The organism is Variovorax sp. GW531-E2, from assembly GCF_059423125.1.
Genome location: NZ_JBWKXQ010000052.1, coordinates 17,295 through 40,278 on the forward strand (window position 1 = coordinate 17,295; position 22,984 = coordinate 40,278).

Genomic DNA, 22,984 nt, shown 5'->3' on the forward strand with positions numbered 1-22,984 from the left:
TCAGGCCGCCTTGCGCTGCGACTGCAGGCGCTGCGCGACGAGTTCGCGCGTGCGCGGAATCAGCGCGCGGCCGTAGTCCGTCGCGTCTTCGAGCGGATCGAAGCCGCGGATCAGGAAGGTCGTCACCCCGAGGTCGTAGTAGTCGAGCAGCGCATCGGCCACCTGCTCGGGCGTGCCGACCAGCGCGGTGCTGTTGGAGCGCCCGCCGATCTCCTGCGCGACGGCGGTCCACAGGCGCTTGTCCAGGCGCGAGCCCTTCTCGGCCGCAGCCAGCAGGCGCTTGGCGCCTTCGCTTTGCTGCGGGCCGCCGCGGTTGTAGCCCTGCACCACGCGCAGGCGTTTCGTTTCGGCCAGGATGTTCTCGGCGCGCGCCCATGCGGCCTCTTCGGTGTCCGCCAGGATCGGGCGGAACGACACCGAGAAGCGCACGCTGCGCCCGTGCTTCGCGGCTTCGGCGCGCACGCGCGTCGTGAGTTCGCGCGCCTGGTCGAGCGATTCGCCCCACAGCGCGTACACGTCGGCGTACTTGCCCGCGACCGGGATCGCGGCCTCCGACGCGCCGCCGAAGTACACGGGCACGTGCGGCTTGCCGTGGCGCGTCTGCACCGGCTTCACTTCGGAAAACGCGTTCTGGAAGCGGTAGTGCGCGCCTTCGTGGTCAAAGGGCTTCTCTGCGGTCCACACCTTGTGCAGCACCTCGAGGTATTCGTCGGTGCGGGCATAGCGCTGGTCGTGGTCGAGCCAGTCGCCGTCGCGCTTCTGCTCTTCGTCGGAGCCGCCCGAGATGTAGTGCACGCCGAGCCGCCCGCCGCTGAACTGGTCGAGCGAAGCGAACTGGCGCGCCGCGAGCGTGGGCGCCACGAAGCCCGGGCGGTGCGCGAGCATGAAGTGGATGCGCTCGGTCACCGAGGCCGCGTAGGCCACGGTGAGCGTGGCGTCGGGGCTGGTGGAATGGTGCGGCACCAGCACGCGGTCGAAGCCGGCGTTCTCGTGCGCCTGCGCGAAGGCGCGCACGTAGTCGCGGTCGATGGCCGGGCCCTTGGCGGCGTGGATCTCCGAGACCTTCTGGCCCTGGATCATGCCGATGAATTCAACGTCGTTCTGGCTCATGGTGTCCTCGTGGATGCGGATGGAATGAAGGGGTCAGGCGGCAGGCAACCGCAGCAGGTTCTCGAAGCGGCGATCCCACAGCGGCTTCACGTCGGCGGGGCCGTCGAGCACGCCGATCTTCTGGAAGGTGTCGGCCACGTCCTGGTGGCTGCGCACCACGGCGTCGGTGACGGGGCCCAGGCTGTAGTCGCCGCTGCGGCCGTTGAACAGCTCGACCAGGTCGCCCACGGGCACGCGCGTCTCGGCCGACTGCGCGCGGGCATAGGCCAGGAAGTTGCCGTTGATCCAGGCGAACGCGCGCTGCAGGCGTTGCAGCAGGTCGCCCAGCGCCGCGCGGCGCAGCGTGTCGTCGAGCGCGCGCGGGTTGGCGTAGATGGGGAAGTTGCCCGACAGGTAGCCCACGCCGGTCTTGAGCGTGCGCGCGCCGTACTGGGTGCGCGCGAGCTGGCCGTTGTAGCCGTAGATGGCCCAGGCATCGAGGTCGCCGCGCGCAAAGGCCGAGAGCCCGTCGGCCGGCGTGAGGCTCACGGGCTGGATGTCGGCGAACGACAGGCCCGCCTCGGCCAGCTGCTTGGCCAGGTAGTAGTGCGAGGTGGTGGCGCGCACGTAGCCCACGCGCTTGCCCTTGAGGTCGGCGATGCTGCGGATCGGCGCGTCCTTGCGCGCCAGCGTGGCCTGGTTGTTGAGGTCTTCGTGCGTCACGGCCACGAGCCGCACGCTCGACTTCTGGCGCGCCGCGAACACCGGCGGAATCTCGCTGCCCGAGCCCAGGTCGAGCGCGTCGCCGTTGATGGCCTCGATGTGCAGCACACCGTTGTTGAGCTCGCGCCAGTCGATCTTGTAGGGCGTGTCGGCCTGGCCCGAGGCCGTGAGCAGCGGGCGCCACAGGCCCTTGTAGGTGCCCACGCGCAGCGTCACACCCGACAGGTCGCGCGAGGGCGCGGCGGCCTGCGCCACGCCCGAAGCCGCCACGCCCCATGCGGCGGCGGCCTGCAGCAGGCGGCGTCGGTCCAGCGGGAAATCGGGTGTCATGCCTTGTGTTCTTTCTTCTTCACTCACTCACGAGGAGAAGCGAGACCGTACCGAGACGGACCCCGAAAACGAACGCAGAAAAACGAATTTGGATATGCGCGATGCATCCTTCGCGCGCTGGCAGCGGGCCTTTACCGTGCGGGCACCATGAGTGCACTCCCCTTGCGCCGCGCGCCGGCCGTTCCCGAAACAGACACCCCGCCCTCCGTCGATCCCGCCGTGCTGGCCCGCCTGTCGGACCAGTTCGCGTCCACGGCCGAAGACCACGACCGCAGCGGCGCCTTTCCGCGCCAGAACTTCGAGGCGCTGCAGGCGCACGGCCTGGTCGGCCTCGTCGCGCCCGCCGCATACGGCGGCGGCGGTACCACGCTGGCCACGGCGCGCCGCGTGATCGCGGCGGTGGCGCGCGGCGAGCCCGCCACCGCGCTGATCCTCACCATGACCTACCTGCAGCACCAGGCGCTCGCGCGCCGCGAGAGCCGCTGGCCCGCGCACCTGCGCGAGCGCGTGGCACGCGATGCGGTGGCGCACGGCGCGCTCATCAACGCGCTGCGCGTGGAGCCCGCGCTGGGCTCGCCGGCACGCGGCGGCCTGCCCGGCACCGTGGCGCGGCGCACGCCCGAGGGCTGGCGCATCGACGGCCACAAGCTCTACACGACCGGCATCGAGGGCCTGTCGTGGCTGGCGGTCTGGGCGCGCACCGACGAGGCCGCGCCGCGCACCGGTGTGTTCCTGGTGCCGCGCGACGCGCCCGGCATCCGCGTGATCGCGAGCTGGGACCACCTGGGCCTGCGCGCCTCGGGCAGCCACGAGGTGGTGTTCGAAGACGTCGCCATTGCCGCCGACCACGCCGTCGACCTGCGCGCGCCCGCCGACTGGGCGCCCGGCGCCGGCAGCCAGACCGACATCGACGCCCATGCGGCGCAGCAGGCCTGGATGGTCGTGCTGCTGGGCAGCCTCTACGACGCCGTGGCGCGCGCCGCGCGCGACTGGCTGGTCGACTTCCTGAACCGGCGCGCGCCCGGCAGTCTCGGTGCGCCGCTGGCCAGCCTGCCGCGCGTGCAGGAGCAGGTGGGCGAGATCGAGGCGCTGCTGCGCACCAACCGCGTGCTGCTCGACGACGCGGCCGCCGCGGTCGACAGCGGCCACACGCCGCCCGCCACCGACAGCGGCCTGCTCAAGCACACCGTGACCACGCACGCCATCCGCGTGGTCGAGCTGGCGCTGCAGCTGAGCGGCAACCACGGCCTCACGCGACAGAACCCGCTCGAACGCCACTACCGCGACGTGCTGTGCAGCCGCATCCACACGCCGCAGAACGACGCGATCCTGGTCGCGGCGGGGCAGCGTGCATTGCAGGCAGCGGGAGGTGCGGCATGAGCGCGCTGCCAATTTCTCGCCGCAGCTGGCTCGCGCAAGGCGCTGCGTTGTCGCTGGCCGTGGCCGGCCCGCTGCGCGCCCTGGCGCAACCCCAGGCCACGCTGGTGCTCGGCGACCAGGCCGGCGGCCTGCGCTCGCTATTCGAGGCCTCCAAGGCCCTCGACGACGCGCCCTTTGCCTACCGCTGGGCCAACTTCCAGGGCGCCGCGCCGCTGTTCGAGGCGCAGCGCAGCGCCGCCGTCGACACCGCGATGGCCGGCGACCTGCCGGTGCTCGCGGCGGCCGTCGGCAAGACGCCGCTGAAGATCGTCGCCACGCGCGTGGGCAAGGCCGAGTCGCTGGGCATCGTGGTGCAGCCCGACTCACCGCTGCGCCGCGTGGCCGACCTGCGCGGCCAGACGGTGGTCGTGTCGTCGGCGCGCGGCAGCATCTCGCAGTACCAGCTCTACGGCGCGCTCGAAGAGGCCGGCGTGCGGCGCGACGAGGTCACGGTGAAGTTCGTGCTGCCCACCGACGCGGCCGCCGCGTTCGCGTCGAAGCAGATCGACGCCTGGGCCATCTTCGATCCCTACTACGCGATCGCGCTGCAGCAGGGCGGGCGCGTCCTGCGCGACGGGCGCGGCATCAACACGGCGCTGGGCTTCATCACCGCGAGCGAGCATTCGCTGGCCGATGCGGCCAAGCGCGCGGCCATCGTGCAGTTCCTCGAGCGGCTCGCCCGCGCGGGCGACTGGGCGCTGGCCAACCCCGAGGCCTATGCGCAGGCCTACAGCCAGCTCACGCGGCTGCCGATCGCCTCGGCGCGGCTCATCACGGCGCGCGCCTCGGTGGCGGGGCGGCCCGTGAGCGAGGCCGACATCGCCGCGCTGCAAACTGTGGCCGACCGCTCGGCGCGTGACGGTATCCTTCCCACACGCGTGGATGTGCGCGCGATCACCGACACCCAACTCTGGAAACGCCCCGCATGATTGCTCCGCTGCGCGATTTCGTCGGCGCCTTCGGCCGGCTGCTCGACAGCCGGCCCGACGAGCCGCGCATCCTGTCCGAAGGCGGCGCGCTGCTGCGCACGCTGGTGGCGCGCGACGACTGGCTGCCCGACGCCTTCGCCGTGGCCGACCCGACCTACTACCAGCAGTTCCTGCTGCACGCCGACAGCACCGAGCGCTTCTCGGTCGTGAGCTTCGTCTGGGGTCCGGGCCAGGCCACGCCGATCCACGACCACACGGTGTGGGGCCTCATCGGCATGCTGCGCGGCGCCGAGTACAGCCAGCCCTACGCGCTCGACGCCGACGGCACCGCGCGGCCCCGGGGCGAGCCGGTGCGGCTCGATGCGGGCCATGTCGAGGCCGTGTCGCCCACCGTGGGCGACCTGCACCGCGTGCACAACGCGCACGCCGACCGCGTGTCGATCAGCATCCACGTGTACGGCGCCAACATCGGCGCCGTGCGCCGCCACACCTACCCGGCCGAAGGCGGGCGCAAGCCCTTCGTCTCCGGCTACTCCAACACGCTGCTGCCCAACCTGTGGGACCGCTCCGCCGAACTCCGAAACACTGCCGCATGACGACGACAACGACCGCCTCCTTTCCCCTGTTGCCCTTCGCCGCGCTGCGCGAACGGCTGATCGCGCGCGAGGAGACCGCGCTGCTCGACCTGCGCGAGGAAGACCCGTTCGCGCAGGAGCACCCGCTGTGGGCCGCCAACCTGCCGCTGTCGCGCATCGAGATCGAAGCGTGGCGACGCATCCCGCGGCGCGACACCTTCATCGTGCTGTACGGCGCGCACGACGGTGTCGATCTCGCCCCTCTCGCGGCACGCACCTTCGCCGCGCTCGGCTACACCAACGTGCACCTGCTCGACGGCGGCCTTGAAGGCTGGCGCGCAGCGGGCGGCGAGCTGTTCCGCGACGTCAACGTGCCGAGCAAGTCCTTCGGCGAGCTGGTCGAGCACGAGCGGCACACGCCGTCGCTGTCGGCGCCCGAGGTGAAGGCGCTCATCGACAGCCGCGCCGACGTGGTCGTGCTCGACGCGCGCCGCTTCGACGAATACCAGACCATGAGCATCCCCTCGGCCACCAGCGTGCCGGGCGCGGAGCTGGTGCTGCGCGTGCGCGAGCTCGCGCCCGACCCGGCCACGCGCGTGATCGTGAACTGCGCGGGCCGCACGCGCAGCATCATCGGCACGCAGTCGCTCGTGAACGCGGGCATCCCGAACCCGGTCGCGGCGCTGCGCAACGGCACCATCGGCTGGAAGCTCGCGGGCCAGGTGCTCGACCACGGCGCGGGCCGGCAGGCACCGGCTGCAGTGTCTGAGGCGAACCGCGCGCAGGCGCAAACCGATGCGCGCCGCGTGGCCGACGCCGCGGGCGTGCACCGCATCGCCCTCGACGCACTCGGCACGCTCGAGGCCCCGGGCCGCACCGTGTACCGCTTCGACGTGCGCACGCCCGAGGAATACACCGCCGGCCACCTGCCCGGCTTCGCGAGCGCGCCCGGCGGGCAGCTCGTGCAGGAAACCGACCACCAGGTGCCGGTGCGCGGCGCACGCATCGTGCTGGCCGACGACGACGGCGTGCGCGCGTCGATGAGCGCCTCATGGCTCGCGCAGATGGGCTGGGAGGTGTACGTGCCCGATGCGGTGCCGCCAGCCGCCGCGCTCAGCGAAACCGGCACGCCGACGTCGGCCTACCCGCCCGTCGCGGCCACGGTCACCGAGATCGCGCCGCAGGCCTTGGCCGAGTTGCTGAAGCAGCAACCCACCACCGCCGTGATCGACGTGACCACGAGCGCCAACTACGTGAAGCGCCACATCCCCGGCGCCTGGTACGCGATCCGCGCGCAGCTCGCCCAGGCGCTCGACCGCCAGGCCCTTCCGTCCGCCCCGCGCTACGTGCTGACCTGCGGCAGCAGCCTGCTCGCGCGCTACGCCGCCGCGGACCTGCGCGCCCTGCTCGATGCGCGCGGCCAGCGCGACGTGGAAGTGCAGGTGCTCACGGGCGGCAACACCGCCTGGTTCGCCGCCGGGCTGCCGGCCGAGACCGGCGAGACCCGCCTGGCCACCGCCCGCACCGACCGCTACCGCCGACCCTACGAAGGCACCGACGCGCCCGCCGAGGCCATGCAGGGCTACCTGGACTGGGAGTTCGGGTTGGTGGAGCAGCTGGGGCGCGACGGCACGCATCACTTCCGCGTGGCCTGAGCGCGCAGAGCGCAGACGAAAAAAAGCCGGGCATGCCCGGCTTTTTTGCTTTCGCTGTCGCGCAGCCCCGGCTCAACCCGGCTCGGCCGCCTTGAACAGTGCCGCGACCTTGCGCTTGCTCTTGATGTTGCTCGAGATGCCGCGCGCGGGCGCGGCCTTGGCCGACGCTTCCCAGGCCGGCGCGGCTTCGCGCTCGCCGGACTCGTAGGGCTTGTCGAAGAACGGGTCGCGCGGCGCCGACGGCGCACGGTGCGGGCGGCCGCCACCGCTCATGCTGCGGCGGGTGTCGGCTTCGCGGCGTTCGCGCGGCTGGTCGAGCACGTCGCGTGCGTCGCCGGCTTCGCCTTCTTCACGCCAGTGGCGGCGTCCGTCGTTGATGCGGCCACGCGGGCGGTCTTCTTCGAACTCGACGGGTTCGAGCTCGATTTTCTTCTTGATCAGCTTCTCGATGTCGGCCACCAGGCGCGCATCGTTGCCGCCGCTGGCGAAGCTCACGGCCAGGCCCGAGGCGCCGGCACGGCCCGTGCGACCGATGCGGTGCACGTAGTCTTCGGCGTTGAACGGGATGTCGAAGTTGAAGACGGCGGGCACGTCCTTGATGTCGAGGCCGCGGGCCGCGACGTCGGTGCACACCAGCAGGTCGACTTCGCCGGCCTTGAACGAGGCGAGCGCCTTCAGGCGTTCGTCCTGGCTCTTGTCGCCGTGCAGTGCGGTGGTACGCAGACCGTCGCGCTCCAGCGAGCGTGCGAGGCGCGCGCAGCCGAGCTTGCTGTTGACGAACACGAAGGCCTGCGTAATGCCGCGCTGCTTGACGATCTGCTTGAGCGCACGGCGCTTGTCGTCGTCAGAGACGCTGTAGAAGTGCTGCTCGACGGTGGAGGCCGTTTCGTTCGGCCGTGCCACTTCGATGGTCACCGGGTTCTGCAGGTAGCTGCTGGCCAGCCGCTTGATCTCGGGCGAGAAGGTGGCCGAGAACAGCAGCGTGGTGCGCTGCTTGGGCAGGTAGCTCAGGATGCGCTGCAGGTCGGGCAGGAAACCGATGTCGAGCATGCGGTCGGCCTCGTCGAGCACGACGTATTCGACCTGGTTGAGCACCGCGTTCTTGGCCTCGATGTGATCGAGCAGACGGCCCGGCGTGGCCACGAGCACTTCGACGCCCTTCTTCAGCTCCAGCGTCTGGGGCTTCATGTCGATGCCGCCGAACACCACCGTGCTGCGCAGGTTGGTGTACTTGGCGTACAGCTTGACCTGTTGCGCGACCTGGTCGGCCAGCTCGCGCGTGGGCAGCAGCACCAGCGCACGCACCGGATGCCGCGCGGGCGAGGTGGAGGCGTTTTCGTGCTTGAGCATGCGCTGCAGCAAGGGCAGCGAGAACGCCGCCGTCTTGCCGGTGCCGGTCTGCGCGGCGCCCATCACGTCCTGGCCTGAAAGCACGACCGGAATGGCCTGTGCCTGGATGGGCGTCATGGTCTCGTAGCCCATTTCGGCCACGGCGCGGGCCAGCGGTTCTGCCAGCGAAAGATTGGAGAAGGACATTGTCATTGAGCCTTCTATTGTCGCACTGCCGCAAAAAACGGCAGTGACAACGAAACGACAACATCCGCGCAGGCCGAATTGCTATTTATTCAATAGCAAAGACCTCAATGAACTCGGGGCTCTCGGGAGACAATCTTTACAGATTGCGCGCGTTGAAGGTGTCGCAGGACTTCATTTCACCCGTCTGGTAGCCCGTGCCGAACCAGCGTTGGCGCTGTGCACTGGAGCCGTGGGTGAAGCTGTCGGGCACCACGGCGCGGCCTGCGGAACGCTGCAAAGCGTCGTCGCCGATCTTCTGCGCGGCGTTCATGGCGGCCTCGATGTCGCCCGGGTCAAGCCACTTCTTCGACTCCTGCGAGTGGTGCGCCCACACGCCCGCGAAGCAGTCGGCCTGCAGCTCGACGCGCACGCTGATGGCGTTGTTCTGCGACTGGCTCAGGCGCCCGCGCATGCCGTCGACCTTGGCGGTGATGCCGAGTTCGTCCTGCACGTGGTGGCCGACCTCGTGCGCGATGACGTACGCCTGCGCGAACTCGCCGGGCGCGCCGAGCTGGTTCTTGAGGGTGTCGTAGAACGCCAGGTCGATGTAGACCTTCTTGTCGCCCGGGCAGTAGAACGGCCCCATGGCCGATTGGCCGGTGCCGCAGGCCGTGGGCGTGGCGCCGCGGAACAGCACGAGCCGGGGCGCCTGGTAATTGCCGCCGCTCTTGCGGAAGAGATCGGTCCAGACCACCTCGGTGTTCTTCAGCACGGTGGAGACGAAGGCCGCCTCGCGGTCGCCGGTGGGCGGCTTGGGCGCGGGGCCTTGTTGCTGTTGCTGCACCTGGACCGGGTCGCCGCCGCCGCTGAGCAGGCTCAGCACGGTGAGCGGGTTGATGCCGAAGATCCAGCCAGCGATGAGCGCGACCGCGATGGTGCCGATGCCGATGCCGCGCCCACCGATGAAACCGCCGCCTCCGCCGCCACCCCCGCCGTCACGGCGGTCTTCGACGTTGTCGGATTGTTCGTTGCCTTCCCATCTCATCGCAGTCTCCTTGCCGGCTTGCTGAACGGCGTATTTGCCGGAACGTCGCAGGATGGTACTTGGCCCGGCCGCCCGGAACGTAACCGGCGGTCAGGATGCCTGTATCAGGCTGTCAGGTCTTGGGCAGCGTGACGCCGCGCTGGCCCTGGTACTTGCCGCCGCGGTCCTTGTAGCTGGTCTCGCAGACCTCGTCGCTCTCGAAGAACAGCACCTGCGCGCAGCCTTCGCCCGCGTAGATCTTGGCGGGCAGCGGCGTGGTGTTGCTGAACTCCAGCGTCACGTAGCCTTCCCATTCGGGCTCGAACGGGGTCACGTTGACGATGATGCCGCAGCGCGCGTAGGTGCTCTTGCCCAGGCAGATGGTCAGCACGTTGCGCGGGATGCGGAAGTACTCCACGGTGCGCGCCAGCGCGAAGCTGTTGGGCGGGATGATGCAGTAGTCGCCGTGCATGTCGACGAAGCTCTTCTCGTCGAAGTTCTTCGGGTCGACCACGGTGCTGTGGATGTTGGTGAAGACCTTGAACTCGGGCGCGCACCGGATGTCGTAGCCGTAGCTCGAGGTGCCGTAGCTGATGATCTTGTGGCCGTCGTTCTCGCGCACCTGGCCCGGTTCGAAGGGATCGATCATTCCTTCGTTCTCGGCCATGCGCCGGATCCATTTGTCGCTCTTGATGCTCATATGCGCTCGCTGATGCTGCTGCGGGGGAAATCGGGGCCGAATTGTGGCATGGGCGCCCTGCGCGCCCTCCCCCCGCCGGCGCCGCTCAGCCCGCCTGCGAAATCACCGTGCGCTCGACCAGCCGGTCGTCGCCCAGCACGATCATCGCGAACAGCAGCTCTTCGAGGTTGTTGGCCAGCGAGGTCTTGCGCGCCAGGAGCGGCGTGGCGGACGGGTTCAGCACCAGGAAGTCGGCCTCGCAGCCCGGCTGCAGGTTGCCGACCACGCCGTCGAGCCCCAGCGAGCGCGCGGCGCCGCCGGTGTGGTGCCACCACAGCCGCGAGGGCGCGATGCTCAGGCCGGTCTTGGTCTGCCCCTCGCGGCCCACGTAGTACGCGGCCAGCATGGTGTGGAAGGGGCTGAAGCTGGTGCCGCCGCCCACGTCGCTGGCCAGGCCGTAGGGTTGCTCGAGGCGGTCGGCCGCGCCGAAGTCGAAGAAGCCGCTGCCCAGGAACAGGTTGCTCGTGGGGCTCACGGCGGCGGCCGTCTTCGTCTCGTGCATGAGCGCACGGTCGGTGTCGTCTAGGTAGATGCAGTGGGCGTACACGGCGCGTTCGCGCAGCAGGCCGAAGTCGGCGTACACGTCCAGGTAGGAGCGCGACTTGGGGTACAGCTCGCGCGCCCACTTCACCTCGTCGCGGTTCTCGGCCACGTGCGACTGGATCCAGGTGTCGCCGTACTTCGCGGCCAACTCGCCGGCGCCGCGCATCTGCGCATCGGTGCTGGTGGGCGCGAAGCGCGGCGTGATGGCGTAACCCAGGCGATCGACGTTGTGCCACTTGCGGATCAGCGCCTCGGTGTCGACCAGGCTCTGCTCGGTGTCGTCGCGCACGCCGTCGGGCGAGTTGCGGTCCTGCAGCACCTTGCCGGTGATCATGCGCAGCTGGCGGCGCTGCGCGCTCTCGAAGAAGGCGTCGACCGAGGCGACGTGCGAGGTCGCGAAGGTCAGCGAGGTGGTCACGCCGTTGCGCAGCAGCTCGTCGAAGAACACGTCGGCCACCACGCGCGAATGCGCGGGGTCGGCGAACTTGCTTTCGGCCGGGAAGGTGTAGTTCTCGAGCCAGGGCAGCAGGCCGGCGGCGGGCGCGCCGATGATGTCGGTCTGCGGGTAATGCACGTGCATGTCCACGAAGCCCGGCGCCAGGATGCGGCCCGGCAGGTGGGTGGTGTGGGCGCCGGCATGGCGCTGCGACACGTCGGCATGGCTGCCGGCGTCGAGCACGCGCTGGCGGCCGGTGCTGTCGGGGGCGACGACCAGCAGGCCGTCCTCGTCGAAGACAGGCAGGCCGGCGGCGTCGAATCGCAGGAGGGAGGCGCGGTAGGCTTTTTTCATCGTGGATGCGGAGGGTAATCCAGCCCCGGACGGTGGGAATTGCCCTGCGCGTATGAGTGCTATACGCGCAACGCTCTCTTCAGGCGGGGCAAAAGGCCGCGCTCAGCGCGTCACCCGCCCCTGCACGCCCTCGGCCAGCCAGTTCATCTGCAGGATCTGCTCGTCGCTCAGCTGCACGCCCTTGGCGATCGCGACGCGGCCTTCGTTGTCGCGCACATCGGCCGCCGCCGCGCGGAACGGCTGCAGCTTGCCCGCCGCGATGTCCTTCTGCCGCGCCAGCACCTCTTCTTGCACGGCCTTGGGCACCTTGGTACCGAAGTCGCCGACGCGGATCATTCCTTCCTTCACGCCGCCCCAGAGGTTGCCGCTCTTCCAGGTGCCGTCGAGCACGGCCTTCGCGCGCTGCGTGTAGTAGCCACCCCACTGGTGCGTGACCGCGACGATCTGCGCGTCGGGCGCGATCTTGCGCATGTCGGAGTGGTAGGCCACGGCCATCTTGCCGCGCTCCTGCGCGGCGGCCATCACGGCGGTGGAGCCGGTGTGGAAGGCGAGCACGTCGGCGTTCTGGTTGAACAGCGCCATCGCAGCGTCGCGCTCCTTCGGCGGATCGAACCACTCGTTGAGCCACACCACGATCACCTTGGCCTTCGGGTTCACCGAGCGCATGCCGAGCGTGAAGGCGTTGATGCCCTGCAGCACCTCGGGAATCGGAAAGCCCGCGACGTAGCCGGCCACGTTGGTCTTCGTCATGCGCCCGGCCGCGATGCCCGCGAGGTAGCGGCCCTCGTAGTAGCGGGCGTTGGCGGTGGCGACGTTGGGCGCGGTCTTGTAGCCGGTGATCGATTCGAACTTCACGCCGGGAAAGTCCTTCGCGACCTTCAGCGTCGGCTCCATGTAGCCGAAGCTGGGCGTGAAGATCAGCTGGCTGCCCTGCTGCGCGAGGTCGCGGATCACGCGTTCGGCGTCGGCGCCCTCGGGCACGTTCTCGACGAAGACGGTGTTCACGCGGGGGCCCAGCGCGGCCTCGACGGCCTTGCGGCCTTCTTCATGCTGGCGCACCCAGCCGGCATCGGTGACCGGCGTGACGTAGACAAAGCCGACCTTCAGCGCGTCCTTGGCGGGAGGCGGCTTCGGCGGTGCGGTCTGGGACAGGGCGGGAGATAAAAAGCAAGCGGCTGCCAGCGCCAGAACGGCGCGGCCCGCGAGGTTTTTGTACATGGTGTTCCTCTACATGGCCCCGGAAAAGCAAAACCCCGCAGCAGGCCGGGACGCCCTGCTGCGGGGTGGAGATTTTAAGCGTCGGGGCTCAGCGAGCCCTGCTCGCCGCCCACAGCCACGCAGGCACAGGTGTCATGCCCGCGCCGCCGCATCCGCCCCGTTCGCCAGGTAGCGCGCGGCGGGAACCGTGCTCGACAACCGCCCCGACATCGCACGCCGCGCCGCGTCGAACGCATCCCACTCGGCGAGATCGGGCAACGCCGGAATCGTGACCTGCTCGCCCTGGTCGAGCCCCGCGAGGGCCGCGTCGACCATGTCTTGCGCGGTCATCACGATCTCCTTGGGCAGGTGCGCCATCGGCACGCCCGCGACGCCCCAGAACTCGGTGGCTGTCGCGCCGGGCAGCACCGCCTGCACGCGCACGCCCTTGTCCTTCAGCTCGTGCTGCAGCGACTGGCTCAGCGCCAGCACGAAGGCCTTGGTGCCGCCGTACACGCCGTTGAGCGTCTCGGGCGAGATCGCCACGATGGAGGCGATGTTCACCAGCGTGCCGGCACCACGTTCGACGAAACCGGGCACGGCCGCATAGGTGAGCCGCGTGAGCGCGCTCACGTTGAGCTCGATCATCTCCTCCATCTTGTCGATGTCCGAGCCGAGCAGCGGCGCGGCGGCGCCGAAGCCGGCGTTGTTCACCAGCAGGGTGATGTCGCCACGCGTGCGCAGCACGGACTCCACGGAGGCGATGTCCTTCCGGTCGGACAGGTCGGCCGGAAGAACCTCGACCTTGCGCCCGGTCTGGTCCGAGAGCTTCGCGGCCAGCGCGGCGAGGCGCTCGCGGTTGCGCGCCGCCAGGATCAGGTCGAAGCCGCGCCGCGCGAGACGGTCCGCATAGACGGCGCCGATGCCCGACGACGCGCCGGTGACGAGGGCCGTGCCCTTGTTCAGATTTGCTTGAGTTGCAGTCATGGAGTTTCCTTCGTCGCCACGGGTGTGTGGCCGTGGGGAGAAGTCTCTTCCTGCAAGGAGATGGCGTAAATGTCATATAAGCCACCTTTCAGGACATGCACTGCTCACGCCGCCGCAGCCTCCCGCCGGGCCACGCGTCGCACGCTCTGCGGCGGATGCCCCAGCGTGCGCAGGAAGGCGCGGCGCATGCGCTCGGGGTCGCCGAAGCCCGTCTCGCGCGCGACCACGCCGAGCGCGAGGCTGCCCTCGTCGATCAGCGCGCGTGCCGCCTCCACGCGCAGGTTCTCGACCGCGTGCGCCGGCGACTGCCCGGTCTCGGCCTTGAAGGCACGGCTGAACTGGCGCGGGCTGAGGTGCACGACCTCGGCCAGTTCTTCCACCGACAGCGTCTCGCGCAGGTTGGCGCGCGCATGCACCAGCGCCTTCTGGATGCGGTCCGACTTGGGCGCCAGCTCGAGCAGCGCGGAATGCTGCGACTGCCCGCCCGCGCGGCGGTGGTACACGACCAGCTTCCTCGCCGCGAACCGTGCCGCCTCCACGCCGAGGTCTTCCTCCACCAGTGCCAGCACGAGGTCGATGCCCGCCGTCATGCCGGCCGAGGTCCACACCGGCCCGTCGTTGATGAAGATGCGGTCGGGCTGCACCTTGACGGCGGGATGGCGCTTCTGCAGCTCGCCCGCAAAGGACCAGTGCGTGGTCGCCCGGCGTCCGTCGAGCAGGCCCGCGTCCGCCAGCCCGAAGGCGCCGGTGCAGATGCTGGTCACGCGGCGCGCGTTGCGCAGCCCCGCGCGCAGGAAGCGGCACATCTTCTCGGACGTGGGCGCGATGAAGAGCGCGCCGCTCATCACCAGCGTGTCGAACTTCCCCGTGCCGAAGCGCTTGCTGTCGGTGACCACGCCCGACGAGCTGGTCACGAGGCCGCCCTCTTCCGACAGCAGCTCGACCTGGTAGACCGGCTTGCCGGCATGGATGTTCGCGAGCTCGAACGCGGCAATGGCAGCGAGGTCGAGGATCTGGAAACCGGGGAAGACGAGCATGCCGATGCGTTTCATGGCCATGTCCTGAAAAGAGGGTTGTTCGAGATAGCAGACGCAAGGCTAGACCAACCCGTCCCACCGCGCCAGCGGGAGGGATACGGCCCGCGGCCTTCCCGCGCGGCGATGGGTGCCCCCACCAATCGGCAAGCGCCAGCCCGCGCGGGTCGTCCCACAATGGGCGTTCCCCACCATGACCAACCCGACGACAACGACAGCAGGCGCACCCACAGCCGAACCGGGCGCCCACGCACACTGGCAGCGCAACCTCGCCGTCTGCATGTTCGGCTCCTTCACGACCATCATCGCGATGACGCTGCTGCTGCCCTTCCTGCCGCTGTACGTCGAGCAGCTTGGTGTAAAGGACCACGCGGCCATCGTGCAGTGGTCCGGCGCGGCCTATGGCGCCACCTTCCTGAGCGCCGCGCTGGTCGCGCCGCTGTGGGGCCGGCTGGCCGACCGCTACGGGCGCAAGCCGATGCTGATCCGCGCGAGCCTTGGCATGGCGGTGGCGATGGCGCTGATCGGCCTGGCGGCCAACGTGTGGCAGCTCGTGGGTCTGCGGCTGCTGGCGGGGCTGCTCGGCGGGTACGCCTCGGGCTCGATGGTGCTGGTCGCCACGCAGACGCCCAAGGACCGCACGGGCTGGGCGCTGGGCACGATGTCGTCGGCCATCATGGCGGGCAACCTCGTGGGGCCACTGGTGGGTGGGGTGCTGCCGCCGCTGGTCGGCATCCGCAACACCTTCTTCGCGGCGGGCGCGATGATCTTCATCGCCTTTCTCGCCACGGCCTTTCTCATCCGTGAAGAGAAGAAGGCGCCTTCCGCATCGAAGCAACGCGGCACGTCCGACGACACCGGCTGGGCCGCCGTGCCCGACAAGCGCCCGCTGGTCGCGATGCTCTTCACCGGCATGCTGCTGATGCTGGCCAACATGTCGATCGAGCCGATCATCACGGTCTACGTCGCCACGCTGCTCGACGACCCGCAGCGCGTGACGATGATGGCCGGCCTCGTGATGTCGGCCGCCGCGCTCGGCAGCATCCTCTCGGCCTCGCGGCTGGGCAAGCTGGCCGACCGCGTGGGGCACTGGAACGTGATCGTCGGGTGCCTCGCGGTGTCGGCGCTGCTGCTGATTCCGCAGGCCTTCGTCACGTCGGGCTGGCAGCTGGTGGTGCTGCGCTTCCTGATGGGGCTGTCGCTCGGCGGGCTGCTGCCGTGTATTGCGAGCGTGATCCGCCACAACGTGCCCGAGCGCGTGGCCGGCAACATGCTGGGCTACTCGACGTCGGCGCAGTACGCGGGCCAGGTGGCAGGCCCGCTGCTGGGCGGCTTCGTGGGCGGGCACATCGGCATGCGCGCCGTGTTCCTCGGCACCTGCGTGCTCATGGCCGCAGGCGCCGGGTGGAACTGGCTCGCGCAGCGAGCCGCGTCCCGTACGTCGTCCACTACTCGCTGATCTACTCGCTGACGACGGCGCTGCGGTAGGCCGCGTCGCCCTTGATCTCCGCTTCGGAGAACGGCACCTTCAGCCACTGCCCCGCGCTGTAGGCCCGGGTGTAGTCGGCGTTGTGCGCCGAGGCCGGGTCGTCCGACAGCGAGAACGTCAGGAAGGTGTGCGCCTCGACGCCGCCCTCGGGGAAACGCACGATCTGCATGTAGCTGTTGCCGTTCGGGTTGCCGTCCATGGTGTAGCCGCCCTTGTCCAGACGATTCTCCGAGCACGCGATGGTGAAGTAGCCCGGGCCATGGCAGCCGCCGTACAGCGGGATCTTCTGGCCGCCGCGCGTGGCGAACAGGTAGTCGCCGCGCTGCGCATCGAGTGCGAAGCCGCTGGCCTCCACGCGCGCGACGGCCGCGCCGAAAGCCTGCTGCAGGGCACTCGCGGCGCCGGCCTTCAGGTCGCGCGGCGTGTGGATCGGATCGCTCGCGCTGAACGGCACGTTGTAGAGCGTGGCCGCGGATTGCAGCGACGCGCGGTTCCAGAACTCGTCCCAGATGTGTGCACCGCGCGCGCCGAGCGTGCCCGTGTTGTTCCAGGCCCTGAGCACCGCGCAGGCCGGGCCGGTGTCCACGTCGCGCCCGATGGCGGCGCCGCCTTGCGGATCGGTCGCCACGTTGATCGTCGGCGTCGCGCACACCATGGCCAGCGCCTGGTCCTTGAACAGTTCAGCCGTCAGCACGCGGCTGTTGAGCACCATCTGCTTGACGGTCTCGGGCGTGGCCGCCTTGCCGGCGTAGCTGTCGGTGCCGTCGATGCGCGCCTGCGCCATCAGGTTGCCCAGGCGCGTGCGGAAGCTCACGGCCTCCGTGCCCGCGGGCCCCATGATGGCCGGGTAGCCGGTCATCGGCGCCTTCGGGTTCGCGAGCCAGTAGCTGTCGTTCGAGTTCTCGACGTAGTCGTCGCGCAGCAGGCTCGGCAAGCGAGCCGCGCCGATGGCGCCCTTCTGCGCCGAGTCGGCATCGGTCTGCCAGTCGCATTCGCTCTTCGAGCCGTCGAAGAAGGGCACGCGCGGCAGCGAGGCGCCGGCCGCCGCGCCCAGCGGCGTCGTGCAGCTGGCCACCTGGGCGGGCGACACGTTGGGAATCGCGCCGATGTCCGCATACCAGGCCTTGGCCGCGCCGCGGCCCACGGCCACGGTGTTGACCCACGGAATGGCCGCTTCCTCGCGCTGGATGGCGATGAACTCGTCCAGCGACTTGGCCTGGTTCCAGCGCAGCCAGTTCTTGAAGGTGCGGTAGTTCTCGCCGTTGATGTCGCGGATCGCGAAGGCCGTGGTCTGGCTCCAGGCGAACGGCGCACCGAAGGTCGTGAGGTTGACCATCGGCCCGTACTCCGACTTGTAGAGCGTGCGCGTCACCGGCGCCACGCTGCCGTCGGTCTGCTTCACGTTGACGGTGATGTTGAGCGCCTGCATCTTCACGGGCTTGCCGTCGCGCATGTAGCTGGTCGGGTCGCCCGCCGCGAGCTTCAGTTCGTAGAAGCCGAAGCGGCGCGCGGTCGACACCGTGTGGCTCCACGCGATGTTGTCGTTGAAGCCGATGAGGATCACCGGAATGCCGAGGAACGAGGTGCCGCTGATGTTGAGCTGGCCCGGAATCGTGAGTTGCGCCTGGTAGAAGCGGTCCGGCCCGCGCCAGTACCAGTGCGGGTTGCCGAAGAGCAGCGGGCTGCTGTCACCGGTGGCGGCGGTGCCGAAGCCGATCATGTTGCTGCCCACGCCCTCCTTGCCGCCGACCTGCAGCTCGGGCACGTTGACGAGCGCCGCCACCTGCAGCGAGGCCTTCTTCGCGCCGCCGCGCGCAGCCATCTTGGTGGGCGCCGCCGGTGCGGGTGCGATCGCATTGGCGATGTTCGCCAGGAAGTTGCTGTAGCCGCCCGCGAGGTTGGCCGCGTACATGCGGCGGTAGATGTCCTCGGCCGTGATGGGCTTCACCCAGGCTTCGTTGCGGCAGGCCTGGTGCGCCGTGCCGCCGGCCTTCACGTCGCGCACGTAGCGGTTGTAGCCAGCGGCGAAGCCCTCGACCAGCTGCTTCAGGTTGTCGGGCTGGGCCGCGATCATCTTCGCGAGCACGTCGGCCGAGATCACCTGCTTGTGGAAGAAGTCGGAGTCGATGTTCTTCGGCCGCGCGATGGTGCTGCTGGCCACGAGCTGCGCATCGCCGCCGAGGTACTGCGAACGCTCGCCGCGGTAGGTGAGGAAGGAGTCGGCCATCGTGCACAGGTCGTCTTCCGCCTGCGCAAAACCGTAGCCGTAGCCCACGCCGGGCCAGTTGTCGGCCTTGATGTGCGGCACGCCCAGGGCGGTGCGGCGGATCTCGGCCTTGTAGCTGCCTTCGGCCGGCGGGTTGGTGGGCGGGTTGCCGCCGATGGGAAAGAACGGGAACCCGTTGCCGCCTCCACCACCGCCACCGCAGGCGGTGAGCGTGGTCGCTGTGACCAACGCGAGCAGGGACAGCGGCATGGCGCCGCGCGAGGATGTCTGTCTCATGGATGTCTCCGGTTGATGCTCTCTTGATGGAGCACCGCCAGCTTAGGCAGGCAGGCCGGCTGCGGCTTGAACGCAGCCGCTGTCCTGCGCCGCGCCTGAAGACCTTCGAAGGCGCCTCAGTGCGCGAGGCCACGCCCCCACGCGTGCGAGGCCTGCTCGTCGGCCGTCACGCGCACCTGGTTCGACAGGAAGGACGGCGACAGGCCGAAGTAGCGCTGGAAGGTGCGGCTCATGTGCGCCGCGTCGGTGAAGCCGCTGGCCAGCGCCACGTCGGTCAGCGGGCGGCGCGCGGTGAACTGCTGCACCGTGCGGCGCACCTTGGTCCACAGCGCATAGCGCTTGATCGACACGCCCACCTGCTGCGCGAACAGGTGCGTGAGCCGGTCGGGCGAGAGAAAGGCCAGCGCCGACAGCTCGCGCAGCGGGATCTGCCCCGCATGCGTGCGGATGGCCTGCAGCACGCGCTCGATGCGCGGGTCGATGGCGGCCTCGATCTCGGGGCACTCGGTGATCGCGGTGACCAGCCTGGAGCTCAGCACCTGCAGGCGCCGGTCGGACAGCGCGCCGTGCTGTGCCGGTTCGAAGTCGTCGCGCGCGCGGCCGAAGCGGCGCGCGTCGATCGGCTGGATGCCGTGGCCGCCCATGTGCCGCGCGAGCATTCGGTAGGCGCTGGAGGCCGGGTCGAGGTTGAGCGACAGCAGCCCGCAGCCGTCGACGTCGAGCCGGCGCGACACGTGCGGCCCCACCAGCGCTGCGGTGCAGCGCACGCGCGTGCCGTCGACCGCCTCCAGCGTGAAGGGGTGGCCGCTGACCGAGGCCAGCAGCGTGGCCGACGAACGGGCCGTGAGCCCCGACTGGATCGCCGGCGTGATGTAGAGGAACCTGTCGTCCCACAGGTGCAGGGAGTTGTGCCGCGTGGTGGTCATGCCGTCTCGCTTGGGTCTTGTCTCTTGTACTTGTCTCCAGCGGCGGATTCTCACGCATCGCGGCGGCGGCCCGCGCAAGGGCCTGCGCTCAGCGGGGTTGCACGGTCTCGAGCTGCAGATGCTGGCGCACGGCCTCCAGCAGCAGCGTGGCCAGCCGGCTCGCCGGCGCCTCGGCGTGGTCCTGCGCGCGGTACAGCACGAGCGAGATCTGCGGCAGCGCCGGCAGCGAGAGCACCGCGCGGTCGAGCGCGCGCACATGCGCAGGCAAGCCGAACGGCGTGCGCACGGTCAGGCCCAGCCCGGCCGAGGTCGCGGCCCACAGCGCCGCCAGGCTGGCGCTGCCGAAGGCACGGCGCCACGGCAGGCCGGCGCGGTCGAGCGCGGTGATGACGATCTCGCGCAGCGGGCACGGGGCGTCCAGCATGATGAGCGGCAGCGGCTCCTTGCTCTTGACCGCGCGAACGCCCGCGCGGTGCTCGCGCTCGGTCCACCAGGGCGCATCGACGCGTTCGGGCGCCGTGGGGCCGATCCACAGCAGCGGCATCCGCGCCACGCGCTCGGCATGCGGCGACAGCGGCTGGTCGCCCGCGTCCCACGCCAGCGCCAGGTCGAGCTGGCCCAGCTCGAGCCGCTCGCGCAGCTCGCCGCTGCGCGCCACGCAGGCCTCGATGCGCACCTTGGGATGGGCACGCGCGAAGCGGCCGAGCACGGCCGGCAACAGCGTCTCGCCGAAGTCTTCCTGCAGGCCCAGCCGCACCCAGCCCTGCAGGTCGGCGCCACGCAGGGCGGCGCTGGCCTCGTCGTTGAGCTCGAGCATGCGGTGCGCGTAGGCCAGCAGCGTCTCGCCGGCATCGGTGAGCGCCAGGCCGCGGCCCTCCTTGCGGAACAGCACGGTGCCGGCCTGCGACTCCAGCTTCTTGAGCTGCGCGCTCACGGCCGAGGTCGAGCGGCCCAGCTTGTCAGCCGCGCGCGCGTAGCTGCCGAGGGCCATGCCGGTGGAGAAGGTGCGCAGCACGTCGAGATCGAACATCACCTGGGTCATCGCGGGTCCTTGCATGAGGCTTCTCGATCATCCTGAATTTCAGGACGATCCGCTCATTATTTTCTGATTTTCAAAACCTTTGCAGCGGCCGACACTGCGCTGCAACATGACCCAATCGCCCTCCTCCCCTCCGTTGTCGCCCCGCCACCGCTGGAAGGTGCTCGCCGCCGGCGTGGCCGCCAACGCGGCCTTCTCGGTCGCCTTCAGCGGCATCCCGATGACCGCAGTGCTCATGCGCACCGGCTACCAGCTCGACAACGCCGCGCTCGGCCTGGTGCTCGGCCTCATGGGCCTGGGCATTGCCGTGAGCGAGCTGCCCTGGGGCCTGCTGACCGACCGCTGGGGCGACCGCCCCGTGCTGCTGGCCGGGCTGGGCAGCACGGCGATCGCGCTGGTCGCGATGGCGCTGTGGGCCGCGCCGGGCGCCGGCCACGTGCCGGGCCTCGGCGTGCTGGGCGCGGGGCTGCTGCTGGTGGGCCTGCTCGGCGGCAGCGTGAACGGCGCCAGCGGGCGCGCGGTGATGACCTGGTTCGACGCCGGCGAGCGCGGCCTGGCCATGAGCATCCGCCAGACCGCCGTGCCGATGGGCGGCGGCATCGGCGCACTGGTGCTGCCCTTCGTGGCGCTGCACTTCGGCTTTGCCGCGCTGTACGGTCTGCTGGCGCTGCTGTGCGCGCTGAGCGCGGCGATGAGCTGGGCCTGGGTGCACGAGCCGCCCGTGGCGCCCCGCCATGCGAACGTGGAAGCGTCGGCGCCGAAGACCGGCCCGCTGCGCGATGTGCGCGTGTGGCGCATCGTGGCCGGCATCGGCATCCTGTGCGCGCCACAGTTCGCGGTGCTGTCCTTCGGCACGGTGTTCCTGCACGACTTCGGCCACGTGGGCCTGGGCACGATCACCGCGGCCATGGTCTTCGTGCAGGTGGGCGCGATGGCGATGCGCGTGTGGAGCGGCCGCTGGACCGACCGCCGGCGCAACCGTCCGGCTTACCTGCGGGCCTGCAGCGCGCTCAGTGTGGTGCTGTTCGCGGGCCTGGCCGCGCTGGTGATGGCGGCGGGCACCGAGGCGCCCTCCGCGCCGCTGCGCCTGGCGCTGATCGCGCTGCTGGCCGTGAGCGGCGTGTGCGTGTCGGCCTGGCACGGCGTGGCGTACACCGAGCTGGCCACGCTGGCCGGTGCGGCGCGCGCCGGCACCGCGCTGGGCATGGCGAACACCAGCGTGTTCCTCTTGTGCTTCGTCACGCCCTTCTCGATTCCGCACCTGCTGGCGCTGCAGGGTTGGCCGGTCGTGTGGCTGGCGGCCAGCGCCTGTGCGCTGGTGGCGATGCCGCTGCTCGTGCCGCGCCGCAACGCCGGTCCCGGCGCCTGCGCGGCAGAGCTGGCTCAGAAGGTCGCGAAGACGGCGTTGAGCCGGTCGACGTAGGCGCGCTTGGCGGCCGCGTCGATGAAGCTGCCCTCGAAGCTGTTGGCCGCGAGCTGCCAGGCCTGCTGCACGCCCAGGCCGGTGGCGGCGAAGGTCTGCGTGAAGTTCTGGTTCATGTAGCCGCCGAAGTAGGCCGGGTCGTCCGAGTTGACGGTGGCGACCAGCCCCGCGTCGAGCAGCGCGCCCAGGTTGTGCTGCGACAGGTCGGGGAACACGCACAGCTTGAGGTTCGACAGCGGGCACACGGTGAGCGGAATGCGGTCCTGCGCCAGCCGCTTCATCAGCGCCGGGTCTTTGGCGCTTTGCACGCCGTGGTCGACGCGCTCGACCTTCAGCACGTCGAGCGCGCTCCACACATAGGCTGGCGGGCCCTCTTCGCCCGCGTGCGCGACGAGGTGGAAGCCCAGCTCGCGGCAGCGCGCGAACACGCGCGCGAACTTCTCGGGCGGGTGGCCGACCTCGCTCGAGTCGAGCCCCACGCCGATGAACTTGTCGCGGTACGGCAGCGCCTGCTCGAGCGTCTCGAAGGCTTCTTCCTCGCTCAGGTGGCGCAGGAAGCACAGGATGAGCGAGGCGCTCACGCCCAGCTTCGGCAGCGCATCGACGCAGGCGCGGTGCAGGCCGTTGACCACCGTCTCCATCGACACGCCGCGCGCCGTGTGCGTCTGCGGGTCGAAGAACATCTCGGTGTGCACCACCTGGTCGGCCGCGGCGCGCTCCAGGTAGGCCCAGGCCATGTCGTAGAAGTCCTGCTCCTTGAGCAGCACGCTGGCGCCGGCGTAGTAGATGTCGAGAAAGGTCTGCAGGTTGGTGAAGGCGTAGGCCTTGCGCAGGTCTTCCACGCTGGCATACGGAATCGAGACACCGTTTCGCTGCGCGAGCGCGAAGATCAGCTCGGGCTCGAGCGAGCCTTCGATGTGCATGTGCAGCTCGGCCTTGGGCATGGCGCGCAACAGCTCGGGCAGGCGTTCGGCGGGAATGCGCTGCGCGAAGCTGGGGTCGAAGAGGGGGCGGCTGGAATCGGTCATGGGGCGTGGGAAATCGACGTTGTGATC

19 protein-coding genes are annotated in these 22,984 nt (G+C 70.1%); 6 read left to right on the top strand and 13 right to left on the bottom strand.

Going from position 1 to position 22,984, the window contains the following annotated elements; genetic code table 11:
- Together AC07XP_RS24190 and AC07XP_RS24195 are read right to left on the bottom strand one after the other, a co-directional pair.
- Complete coding sequence (locus tag AC07XP_RS24190) at positions 1 to 1,110, bottom strand: LLM class flavin-dependent oxidoreductase (protein WP_062482534.1); 1,110 nt, start codon at positions 1,108 to 1,110, stop codon at positions 1 to 3.
- Positions 1,111 to 1,143: 33 nt separating this feature from the next.
- Entirely contained in the window at positions 1,144 to 2,142 is a 999-nt protein-coding gene (locus tag AC07XP_RS24195) for an ABC transporter substrate-binding protein (protein WP_369644273.1), read from the bottom strand.
- 147 nt (positions 2,143 to 2,289) lie between these two features.
- Here AC07XP_RS24195 and AC07XP_RS24200 point away from each other — a divergent pair, with 147 nt between their 5' ends.
- The 4 genes from AC07XP_RS24200 to AC07XP_RS24215 are packed head-to-tail and all read left to right on the top strand — an operon-like array spanning position 2,290 to position 6,720.
- On the top strand, positions 2,290 to 3,522 hold the full coding sequence (locus AC07XP_RS24200) for an acyl-CoA dehydrogenase family protein (protein ID WP_495266101.1): 1,233 nt from the start codon (positions 2,290 to 2,292) through the stop codon (positions 3,520 to 3,522).
- Positions 3,519 to 4,490, top strand: coding sequence for an ABC transporter substrate-binding protein (locus tag AC07XP_RS24205; RefSeq protein ID WP_495266102.1), 972 nt, complete (start codon positions 3,519 to 3,521; stop codon positions 4,488 to 4,490). Before AC07XP_RS24200 ends, AC07XP_RS24205 begins: the two co-directional genes overlap by 4 nt.
- Complete coding sequence (locus AC07XP_RS24210) at positions 4,487 to 5,086, top strand: cysteine dioxygenase family protein (protein WP_390345733.1); 600 nt, start codon at positions 4,487 to 4,489, stop codon at positions 5,084 to 5,086. Before AC07XP_RS24205 ends, AC07XP_RS24210 begins: the two co-directional genes overlap by 4 nt.
- Positions 5,083 to 6,720: a rhodanese-related sulfurtransferase gene (locus AC07XP_RS24215; protein ID WP_495266103.1), complete on the top strand. Its 1,638-nt coding sequence runs from the start codon at positions 5,083 to 5,085 to the stop codon at positions 6,718 to 6,720. The genes AC07XP_RS24210 and AC07XP_RS24215 overlap by 4 nt, the downstream gene beginning before the upstream one ends.
- A gap of 72 nt (positions 6,721 to 6,792) precedes the next feature.
- On the opposite strand, the gene AC07XP_RS24220 is transcribed toward AC07XP_RS24215, so the two are convergent.
- From AC07XP_RS24220 to AC07XP_RS24250, 7 genes are all read right to left on the bottom strand, one after another.
- On the bottom strand, positions 6,793 to 8,262 hold the full coding sequence (locus AC07XP_RS24220) for a DEAD/DEAH box helicase (protein ID WP_062477554.1): 1,470 nt from the start codon (positions 8,260 to 8,262) through the stop codon (positions 6,793 to 6,795).
- 130 nt (positions 8,263 to 8,392) lie between these two features.
- Positions 8,393 to 9,280 (bottom strand): KPN_02809 family neutral zinc metallopeptidase, encoded by an 888-nt coding sequence (ypfJ, locus tag AC07XP_RS24225; protein WP_159277955.1) that lies wholly within the window; start codon positions 9,278 to 9,280, stop codon positions 8,393 to 8,395.
- A 112-nt stretch (positions 9,281 to 9,392) separates the two neighbouring features.
- On the bottom strand, positions 9,393 to 9,959 hold the full coding sequence (gene dcd / locus AC07XP_RS24230; RefSeq protein WP_062477547.1) for a dCTP deaminase: 567 nt from the start codon (positions 9,957 to 9,959) through the stop codon (positions 9,393 to 9,395).
- Positions 9,960 to 10,044: 85 nt separating this feature from the next.
- Positions 10,045 to 11,331: a guanine deaminase gene (guaD, locus tag AC07XP_RS24235; RefSeq protein WP_095744216.1), complete on the bottom strand. Its 1,287-nt coding sequence runs from the start codon at positions 11,329 to 11,331 to the stop codon at positions 10,045 to 10,047.
- 102 nt (positions 11,332 to 11,433) lie between these two features.
- Positions 11,434 to 12,549, bottom strand: a complete 1,116-nt coding sequence (locus AC07XP_RS24240) for a BMP family ABC transporter substrate-binding protein (RefSeq protein WP_495266104.1) — start codon at positions 12,547 to 12,549, stop codon at positions 11,434 to 11,436.
- A 132-nt stretch (positions 12,550 to 12,681) separates the two neighbouring features.
- Entirely contained in the window at positions 12,682 to 13,515 is an 834-nt protein-coding gene (locus AC07XP_RS24245) for an SDR family NAD(P)-dependent oxidoreductase (RefSeq protein ID WP_495266105.1), read from the bottom strand.
- Positions 13,516 to 13,619: 104 nt separating this feature from the next.
- Positions 13,620 to 14,567: a GlxA family transcriptional regulator gene (locus AC07XP_RS24250; protein ID WP_495266106.1), complete on the bottom strand. Its 948-nt coding sequence runs from the start codon at positions 14,565 to 14,567 to the stop codon at positions 13,620 to 13,622.
- A 175-nt stretch (positions 14,568 to 14,742) separates the two neighbouring features.
- Between AC07XP_RS24250 and AC07XP_RS24255 the strand changes: the two genes are divergently transcribed.
- Positions 14,743 to 16,008, top strand: coding sequence for an MFS transporter (locus AC07XP_RS24255; protein WP_495266107.1), 1,266 nt, complete (start codon positions 14,743 to 14,745; stop codon positions 16,006 to 16,008).
- 1 nt (position 16,009) lies between these two features.
- Here AC07XP_RS24255 and AC07XP_RS24260 read toward each other — a convergent pair whose 3' ends face one another.
- From AC07XP_RS24260 to AC07XP_RS24270, 3 genes are all read right to left on the bottom strand, one after another.
- Entirely contained in the window at positions 16,010 to 18,541 is a 2,532-nt protein-coding gene (locus AC07XP_RS24260; protein ID WP_495266108.1) for a penicillin acylase family protein, read from the bottom strand.
- A gap of 116 nt (positions 18,542 to 18,657) precedes the next feature.
- Positions 18,658 to 19,467 (bottom strand): helix-turn-helix domain-containing protein, encoded by an 810-nt coding sequence (locus tag AC07XP_RS24265; RefSeq protein WP_495266109.1) that lies wholly within the window; start codon positions 19,465 to 19,467, stop codon positions 18,658 to 18,660.
- 88 nt (positions 19,468 to 19,555) lie between these two features.
- Positions 19,556 to 20,509 carry a LysR substrate-binding domain-containing protein gene (locus AC07XP_RS24270; RefSeq protein WP_495266113.1) on the bottom strand — a complete coding sequence of 318 codons (954 nt, stop codon included), beginning with the start codon at positions 20,507 to 20,509 and terminating at the stop codon, positions 19,556 to 19,558.
- Between the two features lie 106 nt (positions 20,510 to 20,615).
- Here AC07XP_RS24270 and AC07XP_RS24275 point away from each other — a divergent pair, with 106 nt between their 5' ends.
- Positions 20,616 to 21,929 (top strand): MFS transporter, encoded by a 1,314-nt coding sequence (locus tag AC07XP_RS24275; protein ID WP_495266110.1) that lies wholly within the window; start codon positions 20,616 to 20,618, stop codon positions 21,927 to 21,929.
- Here the strand turns inward: AC07XP_RS24275 and AC07XP_RS24280 are convergent.
- Positions 21,890 to 22,957: an adenosine deaminase gene (locus tag AC07XP_RS24280; protein WP_307637303.1), complete on the bottom strand. Its 1,068-nt coding sequence runs from the start codon at positions 22,955 to 22,957 to the stop codon at positions 21,890 to 21,892. The genes AC07XP_RS24275 and AC07XP_RS24280 overlap by 40 nt on opposite strands.
- Positions 22,958 to 22,984 lie beyond the last annotated feature (27 nt).